8 protein-coding genes and 3 pseudogenes are annotated in these 15,831 nt (G+C 68.8%); 4 read left to right on the plus strand and 7 right to left on the minus strand.

Going from position 1 to position 15,831, the window contains the following annotated elements; translation table 11 throughout:
- Positions 1-66: 66 nt before the first annotated feature.
- Positions 67-1,785, plus strand: coding sequence for a cation:proton antiporter domain-containing protein (locus FRZ33_RS00110; protein WP_146906928.1), 1,719 nt, complete (start codon positions 67-69; stop codon positions 1,783-1,785).
- On the opposite strand, the gene clpB is transcribed toward FRZ33_RS00110, so the two are convergent.
- The 4 genes and pseudogenes from clpB to rluD all read right to left on the minus strand — a co-directional run bounded on the left by clpB (position 1,667) and on the right by rluD (position 7,836).
- Positions 1,667-4,390, minus strand: coding sequence for an ATP-dependent chaperone ClpB (clpB, locus tag FRZ33_RS00115; RefSeq protein ID WP_146906929.1), 2,724 nt, complete (start codon positions 4,388-4,390; stop codon positions 1,667-1,669). The two genes, FRZ33_RS00110 and clpB, sit on opposite strands and share 119 nt — an antisense overlap.
- Positions 4,391-4,485: 95 nt before the next feature.
- Positions 4,486-6,090, minus strand: a pseudogene (locus FRZ33_RS00120) (SulP family inorganic anion transporter).
- The gene (pgeF, locus tag FRZ33_RS00125; protein ID WP_146906930.1) at positions 6,075-6,830 is read right to left on the minus strand and encodes a peptidoglycan editing factor PgeF; all 756 of its coding nucleotides are present in this window, start codon (positions 6,828-6,830) and stop codon (positions 6,075-6,077) included. The pseudogene FRZ33_RS00120 and the gene pgeF overlap by 16 nt, the downstream one beginning before the upstream one ends.
- A gap of 7 nt (positions 6,831-6,837) precedes the next feature.
- A complete protein-coding gene (gene rluD, locus FRZ33_RS00130) occupies positions 6,838-7,836 on the minus strand; it encodes a 23S rRNA pseudouridine(1911/1915/1917) synthase RluD (protein ID WP_146906931.1) in 999 nt (332 codons plus the stop codon).
- Positions 7,837-7,951: 115 nt separating this feature from the next.
- On the opposite strand from rluD, the gene FRZ33_RS00135 reads away from it, so the two are divergent.
- A complete protein-coding gene (locus FRZ33_RS00135) occupies positions 7,952-8,794 on the plus strand; it encodes an outer membrane protein assembly factor BamD (protein WP_146906932.1) in 843 nt (280 codons plus the stop codon).
- 51 nt (positions 8,795-8,845) lie between these two features.
- Here the strand turns inward: FRZ33_RS00135 and FRZ33_RS00140 are convergent.
- The 3 genes and pseudogenes from FRZ33_RS00140 to sucC form a co-directional block, all read right to left on the minus strand.
- Positions 8,846-10,476: pseudogene (locus FRZ33_RS00140) on the minus strand (NAD+ synthase).
- A gap of 96 nt (positions 10,477-10,572) precedes the next feature.
- Positions 10,573-11,454 carry a succinate--CoA ligase subunit alpha gene (sucD, locus tag FRZ33_RS00145; RefSeq protein WP_146906933.1) on the minus strand — a complete coding sequence of 294 codons (882 nt, stop codon included), beginning with the start codon at positions 11,452-11,454 and terminating at the stop codon, positions 10,573-10,575.
- 20 nt (positions 11,455-11,474) lie between these two features.
- Entirely contained in the window at positions 11,475-12,635 is a 1,161-nt protein-coding gene (gene sucC / locus FRZ33_RS00150; protein ID WP_146906934.1) for an ADP-forming succinate--CoA ligase subunit beta, read from the minus strand.
- Between the two features lie 110 nt (positions 12,636-12,745).
- On the opposite strand from sucC, the pseudogene FRZ33_RS00155 reads away from it, so the two are divergent.
- Together FRZ33_RS00155 and FRZ33_RS00160 are read left to right on the plus strand one after the other, a co-directional pair.
- Positions 12,746-14,392, plus strand: a pseudogene (locus tag FRZ33_RS00155) (sensor histidine kinase).
- Positions 14,393-14,495: 103 nt separating this feature from the next.
- Positions 14,496-15,821 carry a sigma-54-dependent transcriptional regulator gene (locus tag FRZ33_RS00160; protein ID WP_425480600.1) on the plus strand — a complete coding sequence of 442 codons (1,326 nt, stop codon included), beginning with the start codon at positions 14,496-14,498 and terminating at the stop codon, positions 15,819-15,821.
- The last annotated feature ends 10 nt before the right edge of the window (positions 15,822-15,831 follow it).

Below are 15,831 nucleotides of genomic sequence, written 5' to 3' on the forward strand. Positions count from 1 at the left end.
CCGGAGGGGCTCGGGAAGCAATAATCGGGCCACCCCCTCTGGATTGCTGATGCCCCATCAGACCCCCTGATTTCGCTGCTCGCCGTCGGCCTGGTGCTGGCCTTCGTGCTGGGCCTGCTCGCCCATCGCCTCAGGCTCTCGCCGATCGTCGGCTACCTGGTCGCAGGCGTGGTCGTCGGACCGTTCACGCCCGGCTTCGTCGGCGACATGGAACTGGCGATGGAGCTGTCGGAAATCGGTGTGATCCTGCTGATGTTCGGTGTCGGCCTGCACTTCTCGGTCGAGGACCTCCTGGAGGTCAAGACGATCGCGATTCCGGGCGCGATCGTGCAGATCACCGTGGCGACGCTGATGGGCTGGGGCCTGGCGTGGTTCCTCGGCTGGCCGGTGATGCAGGGCCTGGTCTTCGGCCTGGCGCTGTCGGTCGCGAGTACCGTGGTACTGCTGCGGGCGATGGAGGACCGGCGGCTGCTGGAGACCAAGCGCGGCAAGATCGCGGTCGGCTGGTTGATCGTCGAGGACCCGGTGATGGTGGTCGCGCTGGTGCTGCTGCCGGCGCTGGCTGGCGCGCTCGGCGGAGTGAGCGGCGAAGAGGGTCCGCCCACGGCCGGTTCGATCGCGGCGTCGCTGGGCTGGACGCTGCTCAAGGTCGGCGCCTTCGTCACGTTCATGATGGTGGTCGGCAAGCGGGTGATCCCGTGGCTGCTCGAACGTGTCGCCGGTTTCGGCGAGCGCGAGCTGTTCACGCTTTCGGTGCTGGCGATCGCGCTCGGCGTCGCGTTCGGGTCGGCGAAGCTGTTCGGGGTCTCGTTCGCGCTCGGCGCGTTCTTCGCCGGCATGCTGCTCAGCGGCGACCTGAGCCACAAGGCGGCGAGCGACTCGCTGCCTCTGCGCGACGCGTTCGCCGTGCTGTTCTTCGTCTCGGTGGGCATGCTGTTCGACCCGATGATCCTGGTGGAGCAACCGCTGCCGGTGATCGCGACGTTCCTCATCATCACGGTCGGAAAGTCGCTGGCGGCCTACGTGATCGTGCGTGCGTTCGGGCATCCGAACTCGACCGCCCTGACGATCTCCGCTAGCCTGGCGCAGATCGGCGAATTCTCGTTCATTCTCGCCGGGCTCGGCGTCGCGTTGAGCATCCTGCCGCCGGAAGGCCGCGACCTGGTCCTCGCCGGCGCACTGCTTTCCATCATCGCCAATCCTCTGATCTTCGCCGCCCTGGACCTGCATGAGGCGCGCAAGGCCTCGGCCGCCAAGGCGATCCGCGTCGCCAGCGACGCGGCCGATGCCGCCGCCGCAGCTGCCGCCGCGCCGTCGCAGGAGCCCGAACGCATCGGCCCGCCGATCCCCCAGGAGGGGCACGCGATCCTGATCGGTTTCGGCCGCGTCGGCAGCGAGATCGCCCGCCTGCTGCGCGAACGCGACGTGCCGCTGGTGGTGATCGACGACGACATCGACCTCGTGCGCAAGGCGCGCGCTGCCGGAATCCCGGCGATCCGAGGCAACGCCGCTTCGCCGCGCGTGCTCGACGAGGCAGCGCCGGTCGGCGCGAAACTCGTCGTGCTGGCGATCCCTCAGCCGTTGGAAGCCGGCGAAGTGGTCGACCGGCTGCGCAAGCTCAATCCGGAGCTGACGATCCTGGCCCGCGCGCACAGCGAGCGCGAGGTCAAGCACCTGCTCGCGCACGGCGCCGACGGCGCGGTGCTGGCCGAAAAGGAACTGGCGCACAGCATGGCCGAGATGGCGCTGTCCGCTCCGCCGTTCCGCAAGTCGCGCCCTGCCTGAATCCGGGGTCGGCGTCGATTTGATCAGTTCTTGCGGAAGACCAGGTGCCGGCTTCCGCCACCACCCGCACCGTGTCGCCCTGGCCGAATTCGCCGGACAGGATCTTCTGCGCCAGCGGGTTTTCCAGCTGCTGCTGGATCGCGCGCTTGAGCGGCCGCGCGCCGTAGACCGGGTCGAAACCGACATTGCCCAGCAGCGAGAGCGCGCTGTCGTCGATCTCGAGACGGATCTGGCGTTCGGCCAGCCGCTTCGAGAGGTAGGCGGTCTGGATGCGGGCGATGGACTGGATCTGCTCGCGGCCCAGCGGGTGGAACACCACGATCTCGTCGAGGCGGTTGATGAACTCCGGGCGGAAGTGCGACTGCACCACGCCCATCACCGCCGCCTTCATCTGCACGTAGGCCGCGTCGCCCTCGCCGCTCAGCTCCTGGATCTGTTGGCTGCCCAGGTTCGAGGTCATCACGATGACGGTGTTGCGGAAGTCCACGGTGCGGCCCTGGCCGTCGGTCAGGCGGCCGTCGTCGAGCACCTGCAGCAGGATGTTGAAGACATCCGGGTGCGCCTTCTCGACCTCATCGAGCAGCAGCACCGAGTACGGCCGGCGACGCACGGCTTCGGTGAGGTAACCGCCCTCTTCGTAACCGACATAACCCGGGGGCGCGCCGATCAGGCGGGCCACGGAGTGTTTCTCCATGAACTCGCTCATGTCGATGCGCACCATGGCGTCCTCGGTGTCGAACAGGAAACCGGCGAGCGCCTTGCACAGTTCGGTCTTGCCGACGCCGGTCGGGCCCAGGAACAGGAAGCTGCCGTTCGGGCGGTTCGGATCGGACAGGCCCGCGCGCGAGCGGCGGATGGCGTCCGACACGGCCTTCACCGCCTCGTGCTGGCCGACCACGCGCTGGTGCAGCGCGTCCTCCATCTTCAGCAGCTTCTCGCGTTCGCCTTCGAGCATCTTGCTGACCGGGATGCCGGTCCAGCGCGACACCACCTCGGCGATCTCTTCGGCGGTGACCTTGTCCTGCAGCAGCTGGAAGCCCTTGTGCTCGACTTCCTGCGCGGCGGCGAGCTGCTTCTCCAGTTCGGGGATGCGGCCGTACTGGATCTCGCTGGCCTTGGCGAAATCCTGGTGGCGGTGCGCCGCCTCCAGTTCCAGCCGCGCCTGTTCGAGTTGCTCCTTGACCCTGGTGGCGCCGGTCAGCGTGGCCTTCTCGGCCTTCCAGATCTCTTCCAGGTCGTTGAACTCGCGCTCGAGCGTGGCGATCTCGGCCTCGAGGTCGGCCAGGCGCTGCTTCGACTCGCTGTCCTTCTCCTTCTTCAGCGCCTCGCGCTGGATCTTGAGCTGGATCAGGCGGCGTTCCTTGCGGTCCATCTCCTCGGGCTTGGAGTCGATCTCCATGCGGATGCGCGAGGCCGCCTCGTCCATCAGGTCGATGGCCTTGTCGGGCAACTGGCGGTCGGCGATGTAACGATGGCTCAGCGTGGCCGCGGCGACGATCGCCGGGTCGGTGATCTCGACGCCGTGGTGCACGGCGTAACGCTCTTTCAGGCCACGCAGGATGGCAATGGTGTCCTCGACCGAGGGCTCGCCGACGAACACCTTCTGGAAGCGGCGCTCCAGCGCGGCGTCCTTCTCGACGTACTTGCGGTATTCGTCCAGCGTGGTGGCGCCGATGCAATGCAGCTCGCCGCGTGCCAGCGCCGGCTTGAGCATGTTGCCGGCGTCCATCGAACCTTCGGCCTTGCCGGCGCCGACCATGGTGTGCAATTCGTCGATGAACAGGATCACCTGCCCTTCCTGCTTGCTCAGGTCGCTGAGCACGCCCTTGAGCCGCTCCTCGAACTCGCCGCGGTACTTGGCGCCGGCGATCAGCGCACCCATGTCCAGGCTCAGCACGCGGCGGCCGCGCAGGCCCTCGGGCACTTCGCCGTTGACGATGCGCTGGGCCAGGCCTTCCACGATCGCGGTCTTGCCGACGCCGGGTTCGCCGATCAGCACGGGGTTGTTCTTGGTGCGTCGCTGCAGCACCTGGATGGTGCGGCGGATTTCCTCGTCGCGGCCAATGACGGGGTCGAGTTTTCCGCTCTCGGCGCGCGCGGTCAGGTCGATCGTGTACTTCTCGAGTGCCTGCCGGTTCTCTTCGGCATTGGCATCGGCCACCTTTTCGCCGCCACGCAACGCCTCGATCGCCTGTTCGATGGCGTTCTTCTGCGCACCGGCGGCCTTCAGCGCCTGGCCCGCGGCGCCCTTGTCGTCGAGGCAGGCCAGCACGAACAGCTCGCTGGCAATGAAGGCATCACCGCGCTGCTGGGCCAGCTTGTCGCAGACATTGAGCAGGCGCCCCAGGTCGTTGCCGACCGAGACCTCGCCGGCCTGGCCGCTGACCTTGGGCAATTTGTCCAGCGCCTCGCCCAGGCGCTGGCGCAGGGCGGCGGCGTTGATGCCGGCCTGGGCCAGCAACGGGCGCGTGCTGCCACCCTGCTGGTCGAGCAGGGCCACCAGCAGGTGTGCCGGTTCGATCAGGTTGTGGTCGCGGCCGATCGCCAGCGACTGGGCATCGCCCAGGGCCTGCTGGAAGCGCGAGGTCAGTTTGTCCATGCGCATGCGGAAATCCTCGGAACGGGGCAGCCCGCAGCGGGCCGCGATGTTCGTCAGATGCGGTCGCGGACGGCCGGATTCAAGCCGCGACCGCGCCGGTTTCAGCCCTCGGTTCCGGACACCGGACGGGCCGGCTGCAAGGACAGGAGCAGCAGAATCCCCGCCAGCACCAGGTAGGCCGCGGTGAACTGCGCGGCCATCACCAGCGCCTGGCCTTCCAGCGTCCAGGGCAGCACCAGCCCCCGTCCGGACGCACCGAGTGGATGACGCCGAAGACCGAGAAGACGGCAGCCACGGCCAGCGCGCCGGCCGCACGGCGCGGCCGCTGGTCGATCATCGCCGCCAGCGCCGTCGCCCACAGCATCGAAGTGATGATGAAGCCGTTGCCCAGCATCACGATGATCGCCAGCTCCGGCAGCCCGTGGCCTGGCGCGGAAAACAGTTCAGCGAAACGCTCGGACGGCACGATGCCCGGATTGCCCAGCTTGATCGCCATCAGGTAGGCGATCGGCGGGAAGAAGGCCAGCACCACCGCCGGTGCATGTTTATGCGGCGTGGCCTGGAAGGACTGCACGGTGATGTCGATCGCCACGAACACGATGATCGGCGCCAGCACCGCCAGCGGCAGCAGTTCCACCAGTCCCGAGACCAGGCCGAGCATGCCGCCCAGACCGATGAACAGGCCGGTCAGCAGCGTGTAGCCGCTGCGTGCACCCATGCGCTTGTAGGCCGGCTGGCCGATATAGGGCGTGGTCTGCGCGACGCCGCCGCACAGGCCGGCGATCAGCGTGGAGAAAGCTTCGGTGAGCAGGATGTCGCGCGTGCGGTAGTCGTCGCCCGCCGCGCGCGCTTTCGGTGACGTTGATGCCGCCAACCACCATCAGCAGGCCGAAGGGCAGCACCAGCGGCAGGTAGGGCATCACCCGCGGCAGGCCGTCAATGAAGCCGAGCGTCGGCCAGGGCAGCGACGGCATCGCGCTCAGCCCGCCGGGCCAGGCGAATCCAGGCGACAGGCCGGCGGCGCCGAGTCCGTAATAGAGCAAGGTGCCGACCACGAAGGCGAACAGCACACCGGGCACGCGCCACGGCACCGGACCCCGCGCCACCAGCGCGTAAAGCAGCAAACCCAGTGTGACGAAACCGACCACCGGCACCTTGAAGGTTTCCAGCAGCGGCAGGAACCCCATCAGCATCAGCGCGATGCCGGCGATCGAACCCAGCAGGCCGGCGCGCGGCACCAGCCGCTGCACCCAGCCGCCGAAGAAGGACAGTACGAACTTGAAGGCGCCCATCACCATCATCGCCGCCATGCCGAGCTGCCAGGTGGCGATGGCGGCGTCGTGTTCGGCGATGCCTTCGTGCCGCATGGTGGCATAGGCGGGGCCGAGCACCAGCAGGGCCAGGCCGATGCTGGTCGGCGCGTCCAGGCCCAGCGGCATCGCGGTGACGTCGTCGCGGCCGGTGCGGCGCGCCAGCCGGCGCGCCATCGCCGTGTAGATCAGGTTGCCGACCAGCACGCCCAGCGCCGTGCCCGGGAACATCTTCTGGAACACCACGTCGGCGGGAAAACCGAACAGGCCGATCAGCGCGGCCGACAGGAACCCGAGGATGGACAGGTTGTCCACCACCAGCCCGAAAAATCCGTTGAGATCGCCGGCGGCGATCCAGGGCAGGCGGCGTGTGGCGGTGTTCAAGGCGAGATCCAGGCGAGGGTGGCGAGTCGGCCACTGCGGCCGTCGCGACGATGGGAGTAGAAGCGGGCCGGATCGGAGATCGTGCACAGGGCGCCGCCGTGGACGTCATGCACACCCAACGCGGCCAGGCGGCGACGCGCCAGCGCGTACAGGTCCACGCGCCAGTGGCCGGGGCGGGTGTCGATGAAGGCCGTGACGGCACCGGGGTCCTGCGCGACGAATGCTTCGCGCACTTCGCTGCCGATTTCGTAGGCCTGCGGGCCCGCGGCCGGACCCAGCCAGGCAATCACGTCCTGCGCCGGCGTGTGCATCGCCGCCACCGTGGCTTCCAGCATGCCCGCGGCCAGGCCGCGCCAGCCGGCATGCGCCACCGCGATTTCGCGGCCGTCGCGGGCGGCGAACACCACGGGCAGGCAGTCGGCGGTGAGGATGGCCAGCACGACCCCCGGCACCGAGGTGACGGCGGCATCGGCCTCGGGCTCGTCGTCGCCCGCCGGCGGTACGGCCTCGAAACGCAGCACGCGGGTGCCGTGCACCTGGTGCAGCCAGTGCGGGGGCGACGGCAGGGCCAGCCATCCGGACAACAGGTCGCGGTTGCGCTGCGCCAGCACGGGGTCGTCGCCGCAGCGCAGGCCCAGGTTGAAGCGGTCGAAGGGCGGCGGCGACACACCCTCACCCGAACGCAGGGTGGTCAGGGCGCGCAGACCCGGCGGCGCGGGCCAGTCGGCGTCGAACCAGGCCGGGGCCGCCATCGCCGGCCTATTTCTTCGCGGCCGCGGTGTCGGCGCGCAGGTCCAGCAGCAGGCCCTGCATGTCGTCGGGCATCGGCGCCTCGCAGGCCACCGGTTCGCCTGTGGCCGGGTGTCTGAAGGTCAGCTTCTCGGCGTGCAGGGCCTGGCGGCGGAAGCCGTGCAGGCGCGCGGCCAGCGCCTCGGTGGCGGCCTTGGGCAGCCGGAACGATCCGCCGTACAGCGGGTCGCCGACGATCTGGTGGCGCACATGGGCCATGTGCACGCGGATCTGGTGCGTGCGGCCGGTTTCGAGGCGGCATTCGACGAGGGTGTGGGCACGGAACTTCTCGCGCACGCGGTAATGCGTGATCGCGTCGCGCCCGAGCCCCTCCTTCACCACCGCCATCCGCACCCGGTCGGTGGGATGCCGGCCGATCGGCGCATTGATGGTGGTGCCGGCCACCATCGTGCCCTGCACCACCGCCAGGTACTGGCGGTGGACCTCGCGGCCGGACAATTGCTCGACCAGCGAGGTGTGGGCGCGCAGCGTGCGTGCGACCACCATCAGGCCCGAGGTGTCCTTGTCCAGGCGGTGCACGATGCCGGCACGCGGCAGTTCCGCCAGGCGGGCGTCGAAATGCAGCAGGGCGTTCACCATCGTGCCGCGCGGGTTGCCGGCGCCGGGGTGCACGACCAGGCCGGCGGGTTTGTTCACCACCAGCACGTCCTCGTCCTGGTACAGGATCTCGAGCGGGATGTCCTCGGCCAGCGCGTCGGTCTCGATCTCCATCTTCACCGACAGGGTGACGGCCTCGCCGCCGCGCACGGCTTCCTTGGGCTTGACCAGGCGGCCACCGAGCAGCGCGTCGCCGGACTTGATCCATTCGGTCAGCCGGGAGCGCGAGAAATCGGGGAACAGTTCGGCCAACACCTGGTCGAAACGGCGGCCGGCCGAACCCAGCGGGATGCTGGATTCGAGCAGTTCGCGCTCGCCGTCATCAATGTCGTGCGGAGGGGTCTGGGGCATGGGATGGCGTCTCGTGGGGCCTGGGGCGGGGCCGGCCCCATTCATGGAGGCGACAGCGGGCTTTCCGGTATTATCCCCGAACTCGCTGCCTCCAGCGCCCTGACCTGCCCTCCTGATGACCCGACTGTCCGGCCTTTTCCGCGTTTTCCTCGTCCTGGCACTGCTGGCGACCCTTCCGGGCTGCCAAACCCTGGGCAAGATGTTCGGCGGCGACAAGGAAGAACCCACCGAAACCCTGCCGGTGGAAGAGATGTACCGCGAGGGCAAGACCTCGATGGAAGGCGGCAACTACAACCGCGCCACCCGCTATTACCAGCGCCTGGTCGCGCGCTTCCCGTACGGTGCCTACAGCGAGCAGGCCCAGCTCGAGCTGGCCTACGTGCTGCACAAGCAGGCCGCCACCGAGGAAGCGACCTCGGCCATCAACCGCTTCATCCGCACCTACCCGACGCACCGCCATATCGACTACGCCTATTACCTGAAGGCGCTGATCAACTTCGACCGCAGCTCCGGCCTGCTGTTGCGCATGGCACAGCAGGACATGTCGTCGCGCGACCTGGGTGCTCCGACCCAGAGCCTCAACGACTTCGCCGACGTCGTGCGCCGCTACCCGAACAGCCGCTACGCGCCCGACGCCCGCCAGCGCATGATCTACCTGCGCAACCTGCTGGCGCGCTACGAGATCAACGTCGGCCTGTATTACCTGCGCCGCGACGCCTACGTGGCCGCCGCCAACCGCGGCAAGTACATCCTGCAGACCTACCCGCAGAGCGAATACGACGGCGACGCCGTGGCCCTGATGGCCGCCGCCTATACCAAGCTCGGCCAGGAAACCCTGGCGGCGGACGCGCGCCGCGTGCTCGAGCAGAACTACCCGGACCACGACTACCTGGACAACGGCCGCTGGCCGAAGGAAGACGGCTTCTTCAGCCGCATGAACCCCTTCGACGGCGATTGAGCCGCGCCTTGCCGCCCTGCCGGAACGCCGCCTCCGGGCGGCGTTTTTGTTTCAGTCGCGCCAGCCCGAGGTGATCGGGTAACGGCGCTCGCGGCCGAAGGCCCGGCGCGAGAGCTTGGGGCCGGGCGCGGACTGCCGGCGCTTCCACTCGTTGATGCGCACCAGCCGGAGCACGCGCTCCACCGTGGCGTGGTCAAAGCCCGCGGCGACGATCTCGGCCAGCGATTGCTCCTGGTCCACGTGGCGCAGGAGGATGCCGTCGAGCACCTCGTAGGGCGGCAGCGAGTCCTGGTCGGTCTGGTTCTCGCGCAGCTCGGCCGAGGGTGGCCGGGTGATGACCTGTTCCGGGATGGCCGGCGACTGCGCGTTGCGCCAGCGGCACAGCGCCTGCACCTCGGTCTTGTACAGGTCCTTGATCGGCGCGAAGCCCCGCACATGTCGCCGTAGATGGTGGCGTAGCCGACGGCGTATTCGCTCTTGTTGCCGGTGGTCAGCAGCAGGCCGCCGAAACGGTTGCTCAGCGCCATCATCAGCGCGCCGCGGCTGCGCGACTGCAGGTTCTCTTCGGCGATGCCCGGCGCCAGGCCCTCGAACAGCGGCGACAGCGCCTGCAGGAAGCCGGTGAACGGCGCCTCGATCGCCACCGTCTCCAGGCGCACGCCCAGCAGGCGGGCCTGTTCATCGGCCAGGTCATTGCTCAGGTCCGAGGTGTAGCGCGAGGGCAGGCGTACGGCAGCGACGTTGCGGGCGCCGAGCGCGTCCACCGCCAGCGCCAGCACCAGGCCGGAGTCGATGCCGCCTGACAGGCCCAGCCAGACCCGGTCGAAACCGTTCTTGCCGCAGTAGTCGCGGATGCCGCGCACGATGGCGCGCCAGGCCAGCGATTCCCGGCTCTCGTCGTCCTCCGCCGGCCAGCGCACGGGCGTGAAGCGACGACAGTCGGCATCGAAGTCGGCGACCAGCCAGTGGTCCTCGAAGGCCCGCGCCGCCGGGTGCACGCCGCCGTCGCCATCGGCCAGCACCGAGGCGCCGTCGAACACCAGCTCATCCTGCCCGCCCACGACATTCAGATAGGCCAGCGCCACGCCGGTCTCCTGCACGCGCTGGGCCAGCAGGGAGTCGCGCTGGGCGGTCTTGTCGCTCTCGAACGGCGAGGCGTTCGGCACCACCACCAGCTCGGCGCCCAGGGCCGCCGTTTCGGCGAGCGGTTCGGCGAACCACAGGTCCTCGCAGATCACCAGACCGACGGTCACGCCCTTGAGTTCGAAGGTGCAGGCGCCGCCGTCGGGGTCAACGGAAAAATAGCGGCGCTCGTCGAACACCGCGTAGTTGGGCAGCTCGCGCTTGCGATAGGTCAGCTCGACCGCGCCGTCGCGCAGCACGCTGGCGGCGTTATAGACCACCGACCCGGCGGCCTGCGGCCAGCCGACCACGGCCGTGATGCCGGTGCAGGCAGCGGCGATGGCGTGGATCGCCCGTTCGCAGGCGGCCAGGAAAGCCGGCCGCAGCAGCAGGTCTTCGGGCGGATAACCGGAGACCGCCAGTTCCGGGAACAGCACCAGGTCGGCCCCGTGCACATCGCGCGCCTCGGCGATCAACGCCCGGATGCGCTGCGTGTTGGATTCCACGGCGCCGACGGGGAAATCGAACTGGGCCAGGGCGATGCGCAGCGAACGTGACATCAGCACTCCACTAGGTGCGCCGGCGGGTGCCGGTCGGGGCCAGAACGACGAAGGGCCGCACGAGGCGGCCCTTCGGGTCGTTGCGGTGACGCAATCTTACTTCTTCGCAGCCAGGCGGGCCGCCACGGCCTGGCCCAGGTCACCCGGCGACTTCACCGTGGTGACGCCGGCCTTCTCGAGCGCGGCGAACTTGCCGGCCGCGGTGCCCTGCCCGCCCGACGCGATCGCACCGGCGTGGCCCATGCGCTTGCCGGCCGGGGCCGAGGCGCCGGCGATGAAGCCGACCACGGGCTTGGTCACGTACTGGGCGATGAACTCGGCCGCTTCTTCCTCGGCGCTGCCGCCGATCTCGCCGACCATGATGATGGCCTCGGTCTGCGGGTCCTCCTGGAAGAGCTTGAGCGCGTCGATGAAGTTGGTGCCGTTGATCGGGTCGCCGCCGATGCCGATGCAGGTGGACTGGCCCAGGCCCGCGTCGGTGGTCTGCTTGACCGCTTCATAGGTCAGCGTGCCGGAACGCGACACGATGCCGACCTTGCCCGGCATGTGGATGTGGCCCGGCATGATGCCGATCTTGCACTGGCCCGGGGTGATGACGCCGGGGCAGTTCGGGCCGACCAGCACGACGTCGTCGTAGCCGGCCAGGGTGTTCTTCACGCGCAGCATGTCCAGCACCGGGATGCCCTCGGTGATGCAGACGATGACGCGGATGCCGGCGTCGGCCGCTTCCAGGATCGCGTCGGCCGCGAACGGCGGCGGCACGTAGATCACGGAAGCATCGGCGCCGGTCTCGTCAACGGCCTCGCGCACGGTGTTGAACACCGGCAGGCCGATGTGGGTGGTGCCGCCCTTGCCCGGGGTCACGCCGCCGACGACCTGGGTGCCGTACTCGACCATCTGTTCGGCGTGGAAGGTGCCCTGCTGGCCGGTGAAGCCCTGGACGATGACCTTGGTGTTCTTGTCGATCAAAACGCTCATGTGTGCTTTGTCCTAAGGTCTCAGGCGGCGGCCGCGACGGCCTTCTTGGCGCCGTCGTTGATGTCGTCGGCGGGGATGATGGCCAGGCCGGAGTTCTTGAGGATCTCCTTGCCCTTTTCCACGTTCGTGCCTTCCAGGCGCACGACCACCGGCACCTTGACGTCCACTTCCTTCACCGCGGCGATGATGCCCTCGGCGATCATGTCGCAGCGCACGATGCCGCCGAAGATGTTGACGAAGATCGCCTTCACTTCCGGGTCGCGCAGGATCAGCTTGAACGCCTCGGTCACGCGTTCCTTGTTGGCGCCGCCGCCGACGTCCAGGAAGTTCGCCGGCGAACCACCGTTGTTCGAGATCACGTCCATCGTCGCCATCGCCAGGCCGGCGCCGTTGACCATGCAGCCGATGTTGCCGTCCATGGTGACGTAGTTCAGGTCGTGCTGGCTGGCCAGCACCTCGGTCTCGTCTTCCTGGCGGATGTCGCGCATCGCCGCCAGTTCCGGGTGGCGGAAGGTGGCGTTGTCGTCGGAGTTGATCTTGCCGTCGAGCACGGCCAGGTCGCCGTTGGTGAGGATGGCCAGCGGGTTGAGTTCGACCAGCGCCAGGTCCTTTTCGTTGAACAGGCGGAACAGGCCCAGCATGATCTTGCTCAGCTGGTTCACCTGCCTGGCGTTCAGGCCCAGGGCGAAGCCGAGTTCGCGGCACTGGTAGGGCTGCAGGCCCTGGACGAAGTTGACGTTGAGGGTCTTGATCGCGTCCGGGTTCTCTTCGGCCGTCTTCTCGATCTCGACGCCGCCGTCGCTGGAGGCGATGAAGGTGATGGACTTGCTGCCGCGGTCCACCAGCACCGACAGGTAGAGCTCCTTGGCGATGTCGGTGGCCTGGGTCACCAGCACCGAATCCACCGGCAGGGCGACGCCGGCCGTCTGGTAGGTTTCCATCTTGGTGCCGAGCATCGCCTTGGCGTACTCGCGCACCTGGTCCAGGGTCTTGGCCAGCTTGACGCCACCGGCCTTGCCGCGGCCGCCGGCGTGGATCTGCGCCTTGACGACCCAGAAGTCGCCGCCGATGGCCTTGGCCGCATCCACGGCTTCTTCGGGAGTGCGGGCGACGCGCCCGGCCGGGACGGCAATGCCGTAGTCGGCGAACAGCTGCTTCGCCTGGTATTCGTGGAAGTTCATGCGGCTACCTGTGTGGGGAGGGGCGCGAGCGAGGGGCGGTATTGTCGCCGACCCCCCGTCAAAGGCAAAACGCCTGCCCTGACTTGCTGGCAGGGCCTGCGCCGGCGCCGGTGGCATACTCCCGCCATGGCGCGCACCCCCGGAAACCCCAGCCGCAAGCCCCGCAGCGACGCGAGCTGTATTTCTTCACCCTGTACCGGGTGCTGGAAGCGGCGCTGCTGGGCCTTGTCGCCTTCAGCCCTGCCGGCGAGATACTGCTGGCCGTCCGCGAGCCGGGGATCCTGCAGAGCATCGTCGTGCTCTACATGGTCGCGGCGATCGCCCTGCTGATCGCCAGCCATCGCAGCCTGATGCCCGCCCCCCAGCAGACGGCGATCGGACTGGGCCTGGACATCCTGGTGGTGGCCGGCACCCTGGCCACCACCACCGGCGGCCAGGGCGGCATCGCCCTGCTGATGCTGTTCAACGTCGGCGCGGGGGCGCTGATCCTGCCGCAGCGTGCCGGCCTGGGTTTCGCCTCGGCGGCGGCGCTGGCGGTGCTGGCCGACAGCCTCTACTACCGCGCCTTCGATCCGCTCAACGCCCGCCCCGTCGCCGAGTCGGTGATGTTCAGCGTCACCTACCTGGCCACCGCCGTGCTCTGCGAGCTGCTGAGCCGCCAGGTGACCGAATCCCAGGCGCTGGCGGAAAAACGCGGCGAGGAGCTGGCCAACCAGGCCGAGATCAACGAACTGGTGATCCGGCGCATGCGCACCGGCATCCTGGTCGTGGACGGCGACCACCTGGTCAAGGTCTGCAACGAGGCGGCCTGGGCCCTGCTGGGCAAACCCTCGCCCGACCGCCGCCACCTGGCCGACATCGCTCCCGAGCTGCACAAGAGCCTGGGCCGCTGGCGCGGCGGCCGCAGCGAGATCCCGCGACCCATGACCCTGGCCGACGGCGCCCCGGAGGTGTTGCCGCGCTTCGTCTCCCTGAGCCTGACCGACAACCTCTTCCTGATCTTCCTGGAGGACAGCCGGATCTTCTCCGACCGGGCCGAGGAACTGACCCTGGCCACCCTGGGCCGGCTGTCGGCCAGCATCGCCCACGAGATCCGCAACCCGCTGGCGGCCATCAACTACTCGGTGCAACTGCTGGAAGAGGCGACCGGGCTGCCCGAGGCCGACCGCCGGCTGCTGGAAATCATCCACACCCAGTGCCAGCGCATGAACGGCATTGTCCAGGACATCCTGGGCCTGGCCCGGCGCGAGCGCTCCCAGCCCGAAACGGTGGACATCGGCCAGTTCGCCCGCCGCTTCGTGGACGAATACCGGGCCAGCCACCCGCTGGAAACCGACATCCTGCAGTCGGTGAGCGAGCGCAGCACCCTGGCCATGGCCGACCCCGGCACCTGCACCAGGTGCTGACGATTCTTGTCCAGAACGCGCTTACGTACGGCCGCATGCCGGGCGAGCCGGCCAAGGTGACCGTGGCCGTGCGCAGCGGCCCGCCCGGGGTGCCGCCCGAAATCAACGTACTCGACCGGGGCCCCGGCATCCCGCCCGGAGTGGCTGAGCGGATCTTCACCCCTTCTATACGACCAGCGAACACGGCACGGGGCTGGGGCTCTACATCGCCCAGCAGCTGTGCGAGGCCAACCAGTGCACCCTCAGCTACCAGGGGTGCCGGGCGGGGGCAGTTGCTTCCGCATCGTCATGCCGCCCGGCATGACCCTGATGCAGGACGAGGCGGGCGCCGGAAGGCTCAATCTGGCCTGAAACGGGCGGTTTCGGCTAAGGTGTAGGGGCCTTCCAGCCTCCGGTACCGCATGGCCACCCCCGCAGCGCCCTAGTAGTCGATGACGAACGCGACATCAGGGAATTGCTGGTGCTGACACTGGGCCGCATGGGCCTGCGCGTGGACACCGCGGCCGACCTCACCAGTGCCCGCGCCCAGCTGGCCCAGGCCAGCTACGACCTGTGTCTCACCGACATGCGCCTGCCCGACGGCTCGGGACAGGAGCTGATCGAACTGATCGCACAGCGCTACCCGGACACCCCGGTGGCGATGATCACCGCCTTCGGCAACGTAGAAGCCGCCGTGCATGCGCTCAAGGCCGGCGCCTTCGACTTCGTCACCAAACCCGTGGACCTGGCGGTGCTGCGCCGGCTGGTGCAGCACGCGCTGGGCCTTAACGAGCAGCGCCGCACGGCCAGCCCGGCCAGCGCCCGCCTGCTGGGCGAGTCGGCACGCATGCAGCAGCTGCGCCAGACCATCGGCCGGGTCGCCCGCAGCCAGGCGCCGGTCTACATCAGTGGCGAATCCGGTGTCGGCAAGGAACTGGTGGCGCGCCTGATCCACGAACAGGGCTCGCGCGCCGGCGGCGCCTTCGTGCCGGTGAACTGTGGCGCGATCCCGTCGGAGCTGATGGAGAGCGAGCTGTTCGGCCACAAGAAGGGCAGCTTCACCGGCGCGCATGCCGACAAGGAAGGCCTGTTCCAGGCCGCCCGGGGCGGCACCCTGTTCCTGGACGAAGTGGCGGAGCTGCCGCTGCACATGCAGGTCAAGCTGCTGCGCGTGATCCAGGAGAAGACCGTGCGCCCGGTCGGCGCCCCGGCCGAGCTGCCGGTGGACGTGCGCATCCTCTCGGCCACCCACAAGAACCTGGGCAGGCTGGTCGAGGACGGCAAGTTCCGCCACGACCTGTACTACCGCATCAACGTGATCGAGCTGCAGGTGCCGCCGCTGCGCCAGCGCCGCGAGGACATCGCGCCGATCGCCGGCGCCATCCTGCAGCGGCTGGCCGGCAACCAGGCCGAGGCCCTGCCCGGCCTGTCGGAAGAAGCGGAAGCGGCCCTGAGCGCCTATCCCTTCCCGGGCAACGTGCGCGAACTGGAGAACATCCTGGAGCGCGCCGTGGCGCTGTGCGAAGGCCACCTGATCGAAGTCGCCGACCTCTACCTGCCGCAGGTGGACAGCCTGATCGGGCAGGAGGCGGATGTGCCGCTGCGGGCGACGGCAGCGCCCTCGCCCGCCAGTTTCGGCCCCGATGGCACCGCCCTGCCGGACGCCATCGAGCAGATGGAGCGCGACACCATCCAGAAGGCGCTGGAGGCCAACCGCTACAACAAGACCAAAACTGCCGCGCAGTTGGGCATCACGTTCCGCGCATTGCGGTACAAGCTCAAGAAGCTGGGGATGGAGTGACCACCAGGAC

This window comes from Arenimonas daejeonensis (assembly GCF_007993735.1).
Classification (GTDB): domain Bacteria; phylum Pseudomonadota; class Gammaproteobacteria; order Xanthomonadales; family Xanthomonadaceae; genus Arenimonas; species Arenimonas daejeonensis.

Coding starts and splice junctions, on each gene's coding strand:
- sucD (WP_146906933.1), bottom strand. CDS start 11,454: ATGAGCGTTTTGATCGACAAGAACACCAAGGTCATCGTCCAGGGCTTC.
- rluD (WP_146906931.1), bottom strand. CDS start 7,836: ATGCCCCAGACCCCTCCGCACGACATTGATGACGGCGAGCGCGAACTG.
- pgeF (WP_146906930.1), bottom strand. CDS start 6,830: ATGGCGGCCCCGGCCTGGTTCGACGCCGACTGGCCCGCGCCGCCGGGT.
- sucC (WP_146906934.1), bottom strand. CDS start 12,635: ATGAACTTCCACGAATACCAGGCGAAGCAGCTGTTCGCCGACTACGGC.
- FRZ33_RS00135 (WP_146906932.1), top strand. CDS start 7,952: ATGACCCGACTGTCCGGCCTTTTCCGCGTTTTCCTCGTCCTGGCACTG.
- clpB (WP_146906929.1), bottom strand. CDS start 4,390: ATGCGCATGGACAAACTGACCTCGCGCTTCCAGCAGGCCCTGGGCGAT.